Origin of the sequence: Mycolicibacterium baixiangningiae (assembly GCF_016313185.1) — a bacterium.
In the GTDB taxonomy this organism is placed as follows: domain Bacteria; phylum Actinomycetota; class Actinomycetes; order Mycobacteriales; family Mycobacteriaceae; genus Mycobacterium; species Mycobacterium baixiangningiae.
On the sequence record NZ_CP066218.1, the window covers coordinates 1,197,729 to 1,213,029 of the forward strand.

15 protein-coding genes and 2 pseudogenes are annotated in these 15,301 nt (G+C 65.4%); 3 read left to right on the forward strand and 14 right to left on the reverse strand.

What is annotated here, in order from left to right; all coding sequences use genetic code 11:
* Positions 1–23: 23 nt before the first annotated feature.
* The 11 genes and pseudogenes from I7X18_RS05620 to I7X18_RS05665 form a co-directional block, all read right to left on the reverse strand.
* Positions 24–449, reverse strand: a complete 426-nt coding sequence (locus tag I7X18_RS05620) for a VOC family protein (protein ID WP_193044163.1) — start codon at positions 447–449, stop codon at positions 24–26.
* Positions 446–1,096, reverse strand: a complete 651-nt coding sequence (locus tag I7X18_RS05625) for a hypothetical protein (protein WP_193044162.1) — start codon at positions 1,094–1,096, stop codon at positions 446–448. Before I7X18_RS05625 ends, I7X18_RS05620 begins: the two co-directional genes overlap by 4 nt.
* Complete coding sequence (locus I7X18_RS05630; RefSeq protein ID WP_193044161.1) at positions 1,089–2,141, reverse strand: NAD(P)H-dependent amine dehydrogenase family protein; 1,053 nt, start codon at positions 2,139–2,141, stop codon at positions 1,089–1,091. The genes I7X18_RS05625 and I7X18_RS05630 overlap by 8 nt, the downstream gene beginning before the upstream one ends.
* A 16-nt stretch (positions 2,142–2,157) precedes the next feature.
* Positions 2,158–2,586 carry a hypothetical protein gene (locus I7X18_RS05635; protein ID WP_193044160.1) on the reverse strand — a complete coding sequence of 143 codons (429 nt, stop codon included), beginning with the start codon at positions 2,584–2,586 and terminating at the stop codon, positions 2,158–2,160.
* A 23-nt stretch (positions 2,587–2,609) separates the two neighbouring features.
* Positions 2,610–3,347, reverse strand: coding sequence for a hypothetical protein (locus tag I7X18_RS05640; protein WP_193044159.1), 738 nt, complete (start codon positions 3,345–3,347; stop codon positions 2,610–2,612).
* Entirely contained in the window at positions 3,344–3,475 is a 132-nt protein-coding gene (locus I7X18_RS29810; RefSeq protein ID WP_264295965.1) for a hypothetical protein, read from the reverse strand. Before I7X18_RS29810 ends, I7X18_RS05640 begins: the two co-directional genes overlap by 4 nt.
* Before the next feature lie 14 nt (positions 3,476–3,489).
* Positions 3,490–4,311, reverse strand: coding sequence for a CbbQ/NirQ/NorQ/GpvN family protein (locus I7X18_RS05645; protein WP_193044964.1), 822 nt, complete (start codon positions 4,309–4,311; stop codon positions 3,490–3,492).
* Between the two features lie 23 nt (positions 4,312–4,334).
* A complete protein-coding gene (locus I7X18_RS05650; RefSeq protein WP_193044965.1) occupies positions 4,335–5,840 on the reverse strand; it encodes a nitric oxide reductase activation protein NorD in 1,506 nt (501 codons plus the stop codon).
* Between the two features lie 238 nt (positions 5,841–6,078).
* Positions 6,079–6,474, reverse strand: a pseudogene (locus tag I7X18_RS05655) (TetR family transcriptional regulator); the annotation flags it as partial.
* A gap of 308 nt (positions 6,475–6,782) precedes the next feature.
* Entirely contained in the window at positions 6,783–7,499 is a 717-nt protein-coding gene (locus tag I7X18_RS05660; protein WP_404822753.1) for a hypothetical protein, read from the reverse strand.
* A 66-nt stretch (positions 7,500–7,565) separates the two neighbouring features.
* Positions 7,566–8,168, reverse strand: a complete 603-nt coding sequence (locus I7X18_RS05665) for a TetR/AcrR family transcriptional regulator (protein ID WP_193044157.1) — start codon at positions 8,166–8,168, stop codon at positions 7,566–7,568.
* Between the two features lie 177 nt (positions 8,169–8,345).
* On the opposite strand from I7X18_RS05665, the gene I7X18_RS05670 reads away from it, so the two are divergent.
* Together I7X18_RS05670 and I7X18_RS05675 are read left to right on the forward strand one after the other, a co-directional pair.
* Positions 8,346–9,134 (forward strand): SDR family NAD(P)-dependent oxidoreductase, encoded by a 789-nt coding sequence (locus I7X18_RS05670; protein WP_193044963.1) that lies wholly within the window; start codon positions 8,346–8,348, stop codon positions 9,132–9,134.
* A gap of 17 nt (positions 9,135–9,151) precedes the next feature.
* On the forward strand, positions 9,152–10,225 hold the full coding sequence (locus tag I7X18_RS05675; protein WP_193044156.1) for an NAD(P)H-dependent amine dehydrogenase family protein: 1,074 nt from the start codon (positions 9,152–9,154) through the stop codon (positions 10,223–10,225).
* A 15-nt stretch (positions 10,226–10,240) separates the two neighbouring features.
* Here the strand turns inward: I7X18_RS05675 and I7X18_RS05680 are convergent.
* A pseudogene (locus I7X18_RS05680) lies at positions 10,241–10,585 on the reverse strand (NAD(P)-binding oxidoreductase); the annotation flags it as partial.
* A gap of 278 nt (positions 10,586–10,863) precedes the next feature.
* Here I7X18_RS05680 and I7X18_RS05685 point away from each other — a divergent pair.
* On the forward strand, positions 10,864–13,101 hold the full coding sequence (locus I7X18_RS05685) for a hypothetical protein (protein ID WP_193044155.1): 2,238 nt from the start codon (positions 10,864–10,866) through the stop codon (positions 13,099–13,101).
* Here the strand turns inward: I7X18_RS05685 and I7X18_RS05690 are convergent.
* Positions 13,067–14,527 carry an acyl-CoA synthetase gene (locus I7X18_RS05690; protein WP_193044154.1) on the reverse strand — a complete coding sequence of 487 codons (1,461 nt, stop codon included), beginning with the start codon at positions 14,525–14,527 and terminating at the stop codon, positions 13,067–13,069. The two genes, I7X18_RS05685 and I7X18_RS05690, sit on opposite strands and share 35 nt — an antisense overlap.
* Complete coding sequence (locus I7X18_RS05695; RefSeq protein ID WP_193044153.1) at positions 14,524–15,300, reverse strand: SDR family NAD(P)-dependent oxidoreductase; 777 nt, start codon at positions 15,298–15,300, stop codon at positions 14,524–14,526. Before I7X18_RS05695 ends, I7X18_RS05690 begins: the two co-directional genes overlap by 4 nt.
* Between the last annotated feature and the right edge of the window lies 1 nt (position 15,301).

The window sequence follows — 15,301 nt, forward strand, 5'->3', positions numbered from 1 at the left end:
CGCCTCCTCAAGGTGCTCGGCCATCACGGCACGTTGGTCGCCAGGAAGGTCAGCGGCAGCCCGAACACCGCCAGGTCGATCTCTTCCAGGTAGGTGCCGTCACCCTCGAAGTGCTGCCGGAAGCGCCGCGTCGCGCCGTAGCGCTCGGCCACCGACTCCGCGGCCGACGCTCCGGGGACCCGGATCACCACCGTGTAGACGCCGTCACCGGTTTCGAGGAATTTCTCGACCGAATTGGCGACCGCCGCCCCCGAACCCGATAGGGGACTGATCAACTCGATGCCCCGGTCCCAATCCAGGTGTACATGCAGGCCCAGTTCGGTCAGTTGCAGATCCTGGAGTGTGAACCCGAGTTCGGTGAACATCTGCGCCACCGCGGCGTGCCTATCGGGTGCCACTGCGAACACGACGTGATGCAACCGGGCGGATTCGGACTCGGCGCTGGTCATCGCACCAGCCCGATCGGTCGGACGAGGCCGATGTCGAGGTGGGCGAAGAAGGGCAACCCGAGACCGAGCATGGTCGGGTTGCCGAGGAAGTCGTCCTTGTCCCTGCCGAACCCGAACAGGTCGAGGTGGTCTTCCAGCGGGGCGTCGGTGAGCACGTTGACGATTTCGTAGACGTGGATCGTGTCGATCCTGTTCATCACCCGGGCCAACGTCAGCGGCAGTACATCCCCGGCGTAGCCGGGGTGGATCCCGCCGCCGTGGAAGCTGGATCCGCCTTCGCGGCAGGCGGTTTCGATCTTGGCGCCGTCGGCACGGTTGTCCGCATCGGGGTGGAAGTATCCCGCAGTGGTCACGACGTTCTTGCCGGTGCGCAGGATTCGGCAGATCATCTCGACATCGGCGAACAGCCACGGGGTGTAGAACACGCAATCGGCGTCCAGGGACAGGATGTCGTCGATGTCGTCGGTGGCGACCACACCTGTGGGTGCTATGCCGGCGATCTCACCGGCGTCCCTGCCGACCTTGTCGGGGCTGTGCACCAGGACGCCGACGAGCTCGAACGCAGGATTGTCGAGGAAGTGGCGAATTCCGATCCGGCCCACGCGTCCGGTCATCCACTGGATGATGCGGTGCTTCTGCTCAGGCATGACTGAGCACTCCACGGGGCAGCAGGAGGGGCAGGTCGTTGTAGGTGGCGATGCCCGGTGCCGCGGCGACCACCGCGGGTATCGCGGTGATGGCGGGCATAGCCGTGATGGTCAGACCGAGCATGACGAAGTCGTCGAGTGTCTCGGCGACGAAATCGGTTGGCGGCTCGAAGCTCAACGTGGTCTTGATCGTCGGACGGCCCTCGACCCGGATGGTGTAGCCGAAGTCCATCGGCCAGGCCGGTTCCAGCGTCTGACCCTTGGTCCAGATGCCGCGGACCTCGACGACGTCGCGTGTGCCGACGAAGCCCTTCCAGCGGACATCGATGCCCGCGACGCACCCGGCCGCGATGGACCAGTCGCCGGGAAGTGCGAGATCCTCGGTGGTGCTGGCATAGTCGACCTCGCATCGGATGTCGTCGAGTTCGACGCCAAGGGCGTCGGCGACCAGGAGCACCGCTTCGCGGAAGATCGCCGACCCCTTCTCGGTGATCGCGGGCAGGTCGGGCTGATCGGCCGGATAGCCGAACCCCATGGGGATCTCGGTGGCCGGCGAGTTGTAGATGGTCGTGTCGAAGGACTCGACCACCGATACGCGGTCGACGCGGTCGGAGATGCCCGCGGTGACGATGGCCAACAGCTGGATGAAGCCGGGATTGATGCCGCTGCCGAAGATGGTCGACCCGCCGAGTTCGCACGCCTCGACGATGCGGTCCCGATCCGCACCCATCTGGTGGCCGGTGATGAATTCGGCGGTGGCCACGACATTGATGCCTGCACGAAGGATGCGGATCAGCTCGTCGGCATCGGCGAACATGGGGTTGTAGACCACGCAGTCCGGTTCGAGAGCCACCAGCGCGTCGACGTCATCGGTGGCCCGCACCCCCAGTGGCCCGATGCCACACAGTTCACCGACGTCGTGGCCCACCTTCTCCGCCGACCAGGCGTAGCAGCCGACGAGCTCGAGCTGGGCGTTGTCCACGATGGCCTGCACCGACTTCTTTCCCACGTTGCCGGTGGTCCACTGCACGATTCGGAAGGTCACCTGTTCCGCGTCTTCGTCACGGTGCGCTTGCACCCTGCTGGGTCTGCCGGGCCTCGCGCTCTTCGTGGAGTCGGACCAGTTCGCGGAACCCGATCCTGTTGTACTTGGGGATCGGCTGAATGCCCCACTGGTCCTGTGCGGTGTCCTTGGCCTCGGCACCCTCCGGGGGTCCCAGCGGCGGGTACGGGTACTTGCACTCGAGCGTGTCATCGGAGTACCGGACTTTCAGCAACTCGCTGCAGATCTCGGTGAGGCTCAAGGTCGGATAGCCGTAGTAGACCGCCATGAACGGCAACGTGAAGGCGCCCTCGATCACCAGGGCGATCAGGCATACCAGCACCGCTCGCTTGATGTAGCGGTGCATGCGTGCGTAATACGGTGTGGTGCCGGGGGGAAGGTTCTCCGCGGAGTCCTTCTCGTCCTGCGTGGCCGGTGTAGTGGTCACAGTAGCGCTCCTGCCAGAGTTGTTCAGTCGGAGAAGATTTCGCGGTTCACCGTATGGAGGTACGGAATCGCGAGGAACGGGGTGATGTAGAAGATGTCGTAGAGCCACCAACCGATGACAGGGAACACGACGCCGGCGTAGCGCACGTCGGCGAACATCGTCATGTTGAGCACGTAAACGGTCCAGATGACCACACCCATCCAGCAGGTGATGATCATCCACTGGTGTCCCCACCGCTTCATCTGCAGGAAGCCGATCGCCGCGGCGACGCGCATCGCGAAGACGGTGAAGATGAAGCCGATGACGTAGGCCTTCTCGCCGGGTCCGGCGGCCCCGCCGACCCACAGTTCGTTGTAGTGCCAGAAGTAGCCGCCGTCGAACATCGCGCCCCAGCCGACCATGAGCACCCGGTTGATCAGCGTGTGGTTGGCGACCATGTCCAGTGCCCAGCCGAGGGTGTTCAGCATCCCGTCGATGAGGACCAGGTAGCCGATCAGGGTGACGATCATGGGGCGAACGGACAGACCGGAATTCAGCGCCTGCCGTTGCAGCAGCACCCCGCGCAGGAAGATGGGCAGACCGATGATTCCCGGTGCCCACATGCCCATCAGGCCGGCGCCGACGATCATCCACTTGTCGGCGCGCCGCTGCGCCTGGCGGGATTCGTCGTGATGTTCGTCGAAGCCGACGGAGCCCCCGCCCGCAACTGCGGCCGCCGGCGAGCGGTTGCCTGACCGGCGGTTGATCAGGGGAAGGTTCACAACTCCCACCACCCTCGTGTGAAGGACATGTACAGCTGGATCAGGAACATCGTCAGCAGATAGCCGTACATGACGATCTGAAAGATGATCAGCGCCCTCTTACGCTTTCTCTCTCGTTGGTCGACCATCGAGTGACTCCTTCCTAGTAGGTGCGTGAGTTGGTGGCGGGCTTCCCGGAGGTGCCGGTGTCGAGCAGACTCGCCGCCGCGACTTCGCGGAGGCCGTCGGTGATGGCCCCGTCGGTGGACAGGGGTGCGAGGATGCACGCTTCGGCAGCCTCCAGTTCGGACGCTCCCGCGGCGACCAGGGCCGCCGCCGTCACCAGGACGCGGGTGGAGGGCGGCTCGAAGTGGAAGGCCTCGTCCGCGGTGCGAATGGCCCTCGCGCACTGCACAAGCCGCTGGGCGGTCGACGGTTCGACACCCGTCTCGGCCACGATCACCTCTGCCTCCCGGTCGGGGGGCAGGTAATTCATCGGCAGGGTGACGAATCGCTGCCGGAACGAGGGCTTCAGCTCCTTGAGTGAGCTTCGGTAGGCGGGATTGTACGAACACACGAGCATGAAGTCGTCCGGTGCTTCGACGACCTCACCGGCCCGGTCCAGAAACAGGGCACGGCGGTGGTCGGTCAGCGAATGCAGGATGGCCAGTGAGTCGTGGCGGGCCTCGACCACCTCGTCGAGGTAGCAGATGGCACCGTTCTTGACGGCCCGGGTGAGCGGACCGTCCGTCCAGACGACGTCGCCGCCGGTCACCATGAACCGGCCGACGAGATCGGAGCTCGTCAGGTCGTCGTGGCAGCTGATCGTGACGACGGGCCGTTGCAGAAGTCCACCCATGTGCTCGACGAATCGGGTCTTGCCACATCCGGTCGGCCCCGTCAGCATGACGGGAATCCGTTGGCGGTAGGCCTGTTCGAAGAGTTTGGCCTCGTTGCCGGTCGATTGGTAGATGGGGCTCGTCATCGCTTTCCTGTGTTCGTCGATGGTCATGCGGACACCAGCTCACGGTGGACATGGGCCAGGACCCGGGGCAACTCCTCGACGCGGCGGATGCGTTGGGAGCGGCGGGGTCCGAAGACTTCGGGCAGCGGGTCGACGCGCGTGGGGCCGACGCCGACGTAGTAGATCGACACTCCGGCGTCCGCGGCCTCCTCGACCGCATGCGCGGTGTCGGCCCACGCGTATCGGCCCTCGTAGCCCTCGTCGGAGATGAGGCCGTCGCCGATCACGATGAGCAGCCGCCGTTCGGCGGGCTGCGCGAGCAGCCGACTGGTCAGATGGCGCAGCGGCGCCCCGAGCCTGGTGTAGCCGCCGGCGACGAGTCCCATCCCGCTCGGCGCCGCGAATCGGCGGTCGTCGAAATCCTTGAGGCAGTGCACTTCCACGCGGTGGCGGGTGTTGCCGGTGAACACGAAGATGCCGTGGCGTTCGCGGGCACTCGTCATCGCCCGCGACAGGGCGTCGGCACAGGCCAGCTCCAACCGGAGAATCCGGCCGCCGTGCACACCCAGTGACGAGCTGCCGTCCAGGAGCAGTGCGGTCGCGACGTCGCGGCTGCTGGGCAGCAGTTCACGGAACACCCGGGGTTCGGTCGCCTCACCGGTGGCGAGATCGACGTAGTGGCGGACGTACTGGTCGACGTCGATATCGGAGCCGTCCTCCAGGCGGTTCGTCATCGCCCGGTGGGTGTTCTCCTCGAACCACTTCCGAAGGTCTTCCGAGATCGGCATGGTCGGTTCACCGCGTTTGACCCGGGGCTGCTCGAGCACCGCGACGTGATCGGCCAGGAAGCTCTTGGTCCACGAATTCCATTCGGGATAGGGGATTCCCGGCCGGTGCTCGGGGGTGAGTTCGAAGTCGCTGTCCTCGGGGCGACTCGGTGGCGGCAGGTTCGGGTTGCGCACCCCACCGTCGCCCCCTACGGGCACGGAGTGCGCCTGCGGCGTCTGCTTCAGCCGGCTGGTCCACGGCAACCGGCCGAGGTTGCGGCGCAACTTGTCGGTCAAGCTCCTGGGTGCGGTGTGGGCGACGGGCAGCCGGCCGAGCAGCGGATGTGGCTCCGACGGTGCGCCGGTCCGGGCCGAGTCGATCGCCCGTTCAAGCATCTGCGGGGCATCCATCTCGCCGGCGAGGATGTCGAGTTCCGGGAGGGTCCTGCGCATCTCGGGGACCAGACCGGGCCACCGCGATGCGATCCAACCATAGGCGACACCCGCTTCGGTGATCGTCAGAGCATCGAGTTCTCTGGCGGTGAGCTCGTGGAGCCGATAACCGATCAGGCGATCCTTCGACGGCGCACATTGCAGGGCGACGCCGCAGGTGAGCGTCCGCCGGGTCCAGCCGGTCACTGCCGCCGGGTAGGGAACGTAGACGTGGCGCAATGATGTGCTCAGGCTGAAGCTGCGCTGATCGCCGGTGACCAGACGCGCACCCTCACGGCGGAACTCGCTGAGGGCGACGGCCGTCAAGGCGCAGCTGCGCTCGGTGGCCATGGCATGGCCGTCGACGTCAGCCACGGTGCTGTCCCCGGACGCGTGGCGCACTCGGCGTGACGACCGCTGTCAGAACGTGCCGATGTTCGAGAACATCCAGTACCAGAACCAGATGATCGCCGCAGCGCCGCCCCAGGCGCCGACGTAGCGGAGAAGCTCCCAGAGATAGGCCATGATCAGATCTCCTTCCGTAGAGGTAGAACAGGGGTGTCATCGGACCTCCAGGCCGCGCACCGCCGGTCCATTCGTCCGGCTGCGGGGGGCGGGTGGCAGAGAAGTGGAGGGCGAGGAGTTCCCGGAACAGGGGCCGGCCCAGTCGCTGCTCCAGTCTCATGACCAGATGCACGATCTCGGTCAGGGCAGCGGCCAGGTGGGGGCGACCCTGCAGGAAACGGGCGAACTCCGCGGCGATCCGCGCTTCCTCACGGCGCTCGACCTCGAGCAGCACATACTCCTTGGACGGGAAGTGAAAGTAGAAGGTGCCGTGGGCGACTCCGGCCGCGGCCACGATCGCGCCCACCTCCGCTTCCGTCATCCCGGCTCGCTGGAACTCGGCTAGGGCGGCACCCAGGATGCGTTCCCTCGTCTGCTGCCGACGCGCCTCACGCGCGGACAGCTTGACCTGTGGCCTCATGGTGCGCCCTTTGTAACGCAGTCACTGACCAAAGTCAATGATATGTCGTCCTCCGCGATGTTTGATGCGCGTCGGGCGTACCGAAACGTGCTGTCCGAAACCAGGTCCGGGAGTCAACACCGTGGTCAGACTGATACAAGTCAGTGAATCAAGTCATTGACAGCCGCCGGAGCCGAAGAGGGAAATGCACGGATGGCCGGGCCTGCGCAACGCACGGGCCCCCGGGTCTTTTGCACTCCCGCTGCGACGAGTCCCGGTTCGTCAGGGCCACCGGCTTGCCGGTCGACTCGGGGGTGTCGTTCTGAGCCCTAGTCGGAGAAGACCTCGCGATTGACCGTGTGCAGGTAGGGGATCGCGAGAAACGGGGTGATGTAGAAGATGTCGTAGAGCCACCATCCGATGACGGGCAACACCACGCCCGCGTAGCGGACGTCGGCGAACATGGTCATGTTCAGGACGTAGCAGGTCCAGATGATCACGCCGAACCAGCAGGTGATGATCATCCACTGGTGTCCCCACCGCTTCATCTGCAGGAAGCCGATGGCCGCCGCGATACGCATGGCGAAGACCGTGAAGATCAGCCCGATGACGTAGGCCTTCTCCCCGAGTCCTCCCGCGCCGCCGACCCAGAGTTCGTTGTAGTGCCAGAAGTATCCGGCGTCGAACATCGCGCCCCACCCGTTGAGCAGCACCCGCGCGAGCAAGGTGTGGCTGGCGACCATGTCGAGCGCCCAGGCGAAGGAGTTGATGGCGGCGTCGATGATCACCAGATAGCCGATCAGGGTGACGATCATCGGCCGTACGGACAGGCCGTCGCGGTGGGCCTGACGCAGCAGCCAGACGCCGCGCAGGAACATCGGCAGACCGATGACCCCCAGCACAGCGGTGCCCATCAGGATGGAGCCGCAGATCAGCCACGTGTCGGCTCGCCGTTGCGCCAGTCGGGATTCCTCGTCGTGCCGGTCCAAGGCAACCCCGATGGCACTCGAACGATCACCGTTTCGGCGCAGGCCGAGCGTAGGGATTCGCAAGCATCCTCCTCGAGATGGATTGCCTGCATGTGTAGCGGATCGATTGACTCCAGTCAATGATCAGAGTGGCTGCATACCCCGCACGGTTCGCGTCAGGTAATCGTCGAGCATGGCGTTCTGACCAGGCCACCCGTGGGTGGTGGTCAGCAACGCGTACAGGCCGAGCAGGAAGAAGACCGCACAGTTCATGGGGTCCAGATCCGGGTCGAGCTCATCGCGCTCCCGCGCCTGACCGATCTCCTCGGCCACCCGCACGATGACCGGGTGGTCCCGGCCTTCCTCGGCCGGCGGGCGGGTCGGCGAGAAGTGAAGGGCGAGGAAGTCTTTGAATAGCAGAGCGCCCAGGCGGCGCTCCAGACCGAGTATCAGGCGGACCGATTCTCTCAACGTCTCGGTGAGCTCGCGGCGCTGCGTGAGGAAACGATTCAGCTGCGTGGCGATTCGCGCTTCTTCGCGCCGTTCGAGTTCGAGGAGGACGTGTTCCTTGGTGGGGAAGTGAAAGAAGAAGGTGCCGTGGGCCACCCCCGCCGCGGCGACGATCGCGCCGACGTCGGCCTCGGCCATACCCGAGCGTTTGAACTCGGCGATGGCTGCGCCGAGGAGGCGCTCCCGAGTCTGCAGGCGCTTGGCCTCCCGGGCCGAAGGCCTGTCCACCGTTGACATGGTTCGTTCTTTCGTGTCGCCCCTGACCCCCGCCCCGCGCGGCGTGCGGTCGCATCACACTATCGCCCGGGCCGCCTCGGCGGTATCGCGACGGGTTTTCATCCCTCTCGGATCATTGACTCAAGTCAACGTAACCCGTTAGATGGCTCGCGGAAGTGCATCGTCGAAAGGATGGCCATGGCACTGGAGCAGTTCAACCTGACCGGACAGGTCGCAATCGTCACCGGTGCCGGGAAGGGGGTCGGCGAAGGGATCGCCAAGGTGCTGGCCGAGGCCGGCGCCACGGTCGTCGGCACTGCCCGGACCGAGGCCGACATCGTCGGGACCATCACGGACATCGAGAACGCGGGCGGCAGGGGGCTGGCGCTCGTCGCGGATGCGATGAGCCGCCCCGACGGGGAGCGCGTGGTGGCGGCCACCATGGAGCGGTTCGGCCGCATCGACATCCTGGTCAACAACGTCGGCGGCTCCACCTATGCGCGGTTCCTCGACATCACCGATGAGGATTTCAAGCACACCTTCGACTGGTGCGTGACGTCGGCGTTCATCATGAGCCAGCTGTGCGCACCGCACATGATCGGGGCCGGCCACGGCAACATCGTCAACATCTCTTCCGGCTCAGCGCGTTTCGGCATCCGCGCTCTGGCGGCGTATTGCGTGGCCAAGGGTGGTCTCGAGGCGTTGACGCGGGCCATGGCACAAGAACTGGCGCCCAAGATCCGCGTCAACGCCATCGCTCTCGGCTCGTTCGCCACCAAGGGGCTGCAGGGCAGCCTGGACATGATGCCCGGGTCGCGGGAAAAGATGGAGGAGGCCACGCCCCTGCACCGACTCGGCGACGTCGCGGACCTCGGGAGGCTCTGCGTGTACCTCAGTACGCGCGATTGTTACGCGACCAACGCGACCTTCCACGTCGACGGCGGCATCGACGCCAACAACTCGCCCCTGCCGATACCCGATTACTGATCGCAACGGGTACCAGGATGCGAAGAGTGGTTCAGTTCTCCACCGGCAACGTCGGTCGGCATTCGCTGGCCGCGATCATCGGCCGGCCGGATCTGGAGTTGGTCGGTGTGCACGCGGCCGGCGAGAGCAAGATTGGCCGGGACGCCGCGGAGCTGTGCGGGCTGAGTGAGCCGACCGGCATCGTCGCGACCGATGACATCGGCGCGTTGATCGCGCTGAAGCCGGATTGCGTGGTCTACACCGCGCTCGGTGAGACGCGGCCCGTGGAGGCGATCGAGCAGATGTCGAGCTTCCTGGCCGCCGGTGTCAACGTCGTCGGGACATCGATGGTGTGGCTGGTGACTCCGCATCAAGCAGACGACTGGCTGCGCGGGCCACTGGAGCTGGCGTGTGCCGCCGGCGACGCCTCGCTCTATGTCAACGGCATCGACCCCGGGTTCTCGGGAGACACCGCGGTGCACGCCGCGCTGAGTCTGGTCACCCGCGCGAGATCGATCACCGTCCAGGAGATCTTCGATTACGGGAACTACGACGACTACGAATACACGGGCTCGGCAATGGGTTTCGGCAGCAGCCCGGACGACGAGCTGGCGATGGCCTTCCAGCCCGGGGTCATAACGTCACTGTTCGGTGGGCTGGTGCGCAATCTCGCCCGCCACCTCGCGGTCGAACTCGACGAGGTGCGTCAACGGTACGAGCCGTGGTACACCGCTGAGCGCATCGAATGCAAGATGACGACCGTCGAACCCGGACAGCTCGCCGCGGTGCGGTTCGCAGTCGAAGGGGTGCGAGCCGGCGTCCCGGTCATCACCGTGGAACACATCAACCGGTTGACCTCCGCCTCGGCACCGGACTGGGCCTTCCCGCCGGGGGGCGGCGTGGGCATCCACAAAGTGGTGGTGGAAGGCGAGCCGCGCATCGAGCTCAACACGCATGTGTCGCACCCGGTTCTGGACGCGACCGACGCCGGATGCATCTCGACTGCCGCCCGCGTGGTCAATGCCATCGACTGGGTCTGCCGCGCGCCCGCCGGCTTGATCTCGGTCGAGGACATCCCGCAGGCTGCGTTGATCCGCGGCGTGATGTGGTGAGTCAGCCGACCACGGCGCGACGGCGTCGCCGACCGGGGTGTCACCGCCGATCAACTCGAACGTGCGGCCGCCGGTGCCTGGTCTGTCGAGCACCGCGAGCAGCACCGCCGCGACGTCCTCGCGGGGGACGGCGCCGTATCCGGTGGAGTCCGCGATGTGCACCCGGCCGGTGCCCGGATCGTCGGCGAGCATGCCCGGCCGCACAATGGTCGTGTGGAGCGCGTGACGGGACCGCACGGCGTCGTCGTCGGCGCCCTTGGCCCGCAGGTAGGTCACGAACACCGGGTCGCCGGCATCGTCGGGCGCCTCGACGTTCGCTCCCATCGACGAGATCAACACGTACCGTTTGACACCGGCGGCCGGATCGTGGAGGAACATCGTCGACCGCGAGCGAGTTGGGCGCTTCCACGGCCCAGGTTACTCACCGGGCTAAGCGTGTTGGCACGCGTTGCATTCCTCGAAATTCGCGTTCCGCGTTTATTCCGTTGGGCGAGTAAGTGTCTATGCCGGCGCACTCGGCCTTGAAGAATTACTTGCAATCGTAAGGAGCGGCCTTCGGCGTCAGAAATAACTGTCCGACCTCGCGTGCGACCTGCCAAAGTGAGCCTGTGGAATTCGGGCCTGAGAGTGTTAAGAAAATGCTGCAGCGCAGTGCTGTCGTGATCGTTCACGGCATAGGGGAACAGCGGCCACTGGATACGCTACTTGATTTTGCCGGTAGTGGAGACGGTAAAGCAGGGTTGCTCTCTCAAAAGGGCGATCCTACGCCAGTGGTGAATCCCGACACCATGTCGGAAATGACGTACCTCCGCCGGGTCACTGTCAATGCGGAGAAGCTAGTAGGAGGGACGGGCCGAGCGTCGACTCCTCCTGCCGGTTCAAGCCCACAGCCGATGAATCGAATCGTCGACTTCTACGAATACTACTGGGCGTATCGCTTCCGGGACACAACATGGCGTCACGTAACGCAATGGCTGTCAGAGTTGTTGGGCACCAACCGGCAGAACATCAGCCCATATTGGGAGAACGGCCATGAGTGTACGTCTCCACTGCGTGGCATCGAGGGCAAGATTCGTAGGCTCGTGTGGGTCCTCGTCGCGGTTCTCGGGTTGTTGACGATCGCCGATCTCATAGTTCTGTTCAGGCCGGGGCTCCGAGCTTCCGTCGCGTCATCGCCACTGCTTGCGCAAAGCGACCACGTCAGTCTTATCGTGGCGGCGGGACTCGTCGCGATTGCCCTGATCTTGTTGCCGTCGCTAGGGATCGCGATAAATTTCCTCGGCTTGGTGCACATCGCATGGACCGTCCTCGCACTGGTTGTGGCGTCCGCATTCGTCGCCGCGGCCGCGACCATGAACTGGGCTGCTTTCGTCCAGGAATGGCGTTGGCTGATCGCATTGATCAGCGCAGCGGTGGCGGTCTTCGCCGGCATTCTGTGTAGGCGCTTCTCGAGGGCCAGCCGAGATCAAACCCGTTGGGTCGGACACGTCTCGGTAGTGTTGGCCATTTCGTCAATCAGCGTCTTGCTAGGGGCAGTCATCAGCCTTGTCGCGGCACTTTGGGAGACGTTCGCTCCGACAAGTGCTCTCCTCACTGCCGCAGTGCCGCTGATCTTGAGCATTGCCACCGTGGTGGCCAGCGGTGCGGCTTTGAGAGGCGTAGGGGATGCGGCCCGGTACTTGTCAAACAGCCCGGACAACGTGGAAGACCGCGAGAAGATCCGTGCCGGACTCGTCACGCTGCTCGACCGCTTACACCAACAACGAGATCCCTACACTGGCTTGCATTCCTACGACCGTGTCGTTGTCGTCGGCCACAGCCTCGGGAGCGTGATCGCCTATGACGCGCTACGGACGTACTGGACAACGGCGACACGTGCCATCCCATTGCCATTGCGGACCGGAACCGGCCCTCAAGCGGCAACTGCGAGTGAAGCGCGACTAAAGGTCATCGACGATGTTGAGACAATCGTCGCTCAAAACCCGCCGGAGCATCCCGAGCAGTGGATTCCCTCGAAACGCAAACTGCAGGCTCTCCTTCGGTACCCCTCGGACGATCCGGCGGTAGCGAACGGGCCACGGTGGATCGTGAGTGATCTTGTCACCGTAGGTTCACCGCTTGCCCACGCCGAAATGCTCTTGGCGGAGGGAAAAGGCGACCTGATCGCCCGTAAACGCGCACGCCTTTACCCGAGCGATCCACCGCCACCGCGAGACGGAGATGAACTGGAGTGCCGGTTCATCGTCAACTCCTTCGTCCCTCCCTTGGGGAGGAGTTCACGAATGCTGTCGACCGCACCTTTTGCGGCGGTCGTCTGGACCAACATCTACTTCTCTCATGACATGGTCGGGGGCCCACTGAAGAATGTGCTGGGATCCGGGATTCACGATGTTCCGCTGGAGGAGTCGCCGCCACTTCTCCTCAACTTCCTATTCCGCTATCCACATTCAAGTTACTGGCCGCGCGGGAGAAAGGACCGGTCGAAGACGCTCGATTCACGAAATGCGCTACGAGCAGTTCTACTCAATCCGTCACCGGTCCTGCTGATCACCGGGTCCACTCAGCAGATAGGTTCTTTTGTCCACTGGCTTTACCGACACGCGGCAACGGACGCAATGCGTGACAGTTACGGCGGCGCGGGCGTCGAACTGCGGATACTGTCGCAAAACCAGGAAGACGGGGTGCGGTGTCCGGCGAAGTGGGTTTGGCCCGGTCCTGTTCCCATAGTGGACCCGGCGACGGCTCCGACAATCTCTGAGAAGGCGGGCACGTTGGGGTTGGGCGTGTATTACTCGGTCTACGACGGGCGTGACCAGCCGGCGGACTTCGAGACCGCCGAAGTCAACGCATCAGCTGCGCGCGCAACGCCCGCTTGAGCACCTTGCCGTAGCTGTTCTTCGGTAGCTCGTCGACGAACGCGTATCGCTTGGGCCGCTTGAACCGGGCGATGCGGGCCAGCAGGTGCGCGTCGAGGGCCGCCGGATCCGCCGTCCCGACGATGAACGCGACGACGACCTCACCCCACTCCTCGTCCGGCGCCCCGACCACACACGCCTCCGTCACGCCCGGGTGCTCGATGAGCACCTCCTCGACCTCACGGGGGTAGATGTTGCTGCCGCCGCTGATCACCACGTCCTTCGACCGGTCGCGCAGCGTGAGGTATCCGCGCTCGTCGAACGATCCCATGTCACCGGTGTGCAGCCAGCCGTTGCGCAGTGTCGTCGCGGTGGCGTCGGGGTTGTTCCAATACCCCGACATCACGACGTCACCGCGGCAGACGATCTCGCCGATCTCACCTGTCGTGGCCGCCGTGCCGTCCTCACGCACCACCGCCACGGCCACCCCGGAGCGGGCGTAACCCACCGAACCGAGGACGGCGTCGTCGGCGTCGAGATGGTCGGCCCGGCGCAGGCCGGTGATCGTCATCGGCGCCTCGCCCTGGCCATAGAGCTGGGTGAAGATCGGGCCGAACGCCGCCATCGCCTTCTTGAGGCTGTCGACGTACATCGGCCCGCCGCCGTAGACCACGGTGCGCAGGTTGCGCGGACGGGGGCGGCCGGTCGCGACGAGGCGCTGCACCATCGTCGGCGCGAGAAACGCGCTGCAGCCCGGATGGTGCTCACACAGATCGAGGAACTCCGCGGGCTCGAACGCACCCGACTCGGGAATCACCTGGCGGGCGCCGCGCAGCACGTACGGCGGGATGTAGAGACCCGAGCCATGAGACATGGGCGCCCCGTGGACGAGGCTGCAATTCTCTTCGGGCGCATCGAAATCCGCGAGGTGAGAGACGGTCATCGCCATCAGGTTGCGGTGCGACAGCATGGCACCCTTGGAGCGGCCGGTGGTGCCGCTGGTGTAGAACAACCACGCCAGGGCGGCCGGATCGGTATCCGGTGGCGCGACGGGTTCGGCGCGACACCGCTGGGCATACGATTCGGCGCCGATCGTCTCGACGGGTATTCCGATGTCGAGTTGTGCGGCGATCATCGGGGATGCGAACACCTGCGTCGCCCCCGAATCGGCGACGATGTCGGCCATCTCGCGCGGGTGCAGCTTGTAGTTGATCGGAACGTAGACGCACTCCGCGGCCCAGATCCCGAACATCAGCTCCACGATCTCCGGCCGGTTCTCCGACGCGACGGCGATCCGCGCCCCCGGCTCACCGCGGAGCTCGCCGGCCAAGCGCAGTGCGCGCTCCCGCAGCTGCGCCCACGTCCACACCTGCCGCTCACCGTGATACACCGCACCCCGGTCGCCGAACCGCGCGGCGGCCTGGTCGAGCAGGGCAAACAGATTCACGTGCGCGCCACCCACTCCGAGGACAGTGCGAAGTCCGACAGGTACTTGGTCGAACTCCACCCGCCGTCGACGACGATGGTCTGCCCGTTGATGAAACTGCCGCCGTCGGAACACAGGAACGCCACCGTGGCCGCGAGGTCCTCCACCGTGCCCAGTCGCGGGTACGGGGTCATCTCGGTGTTGATCTTGCGGAAGCGCTCGTCCTCCAGGCGGTGTGCGACCATCGGCGTCAGCGTGACGCCGGGGGCGACGGCGTTGCAGCGGATGCCCTGCGGACCGTACTGGCAGGCGATGTGGGTGGTGAGCGCGGTGAGCCCGCCCTTGGCCGCCGAGTATGCGCCGCCGCGCAGGCCGCCGACGACGGCGAACGTGGACGTGACGTTGATGATCGCCGAGCCGGGACCCATGTGCGGGATGACGTCGCGGGCCAGGCGGAACGGTGCGCGCAGCATCAATCCCAGGAAGTAGTCGAGGGATTCGTCGTCCGTCTCGTGCAGCGGTTTCGGGCTGCCCACGCCTGCGTTGTTGACCAGGAAGTCGATATGCCCCCACCTCTCGACGGCGGCAGCCACGACGCGCTGGGGGGCGTCGTCGGCGGTCAGGTCCACCGCGAGCGTCGCGACCCGCTCGGGATCTCCGATCGCGGTACGCAGTTCGGCCAGGCGCTCTTCGTCGCGACCTGTGCCCAGCACCGCCATCCCGGCCTCGGCAAGCGTGGTGGCGCAGCCGAATCCGATACCGCTGCTGGCTCCCGTGACAATCGCGACCTGCATC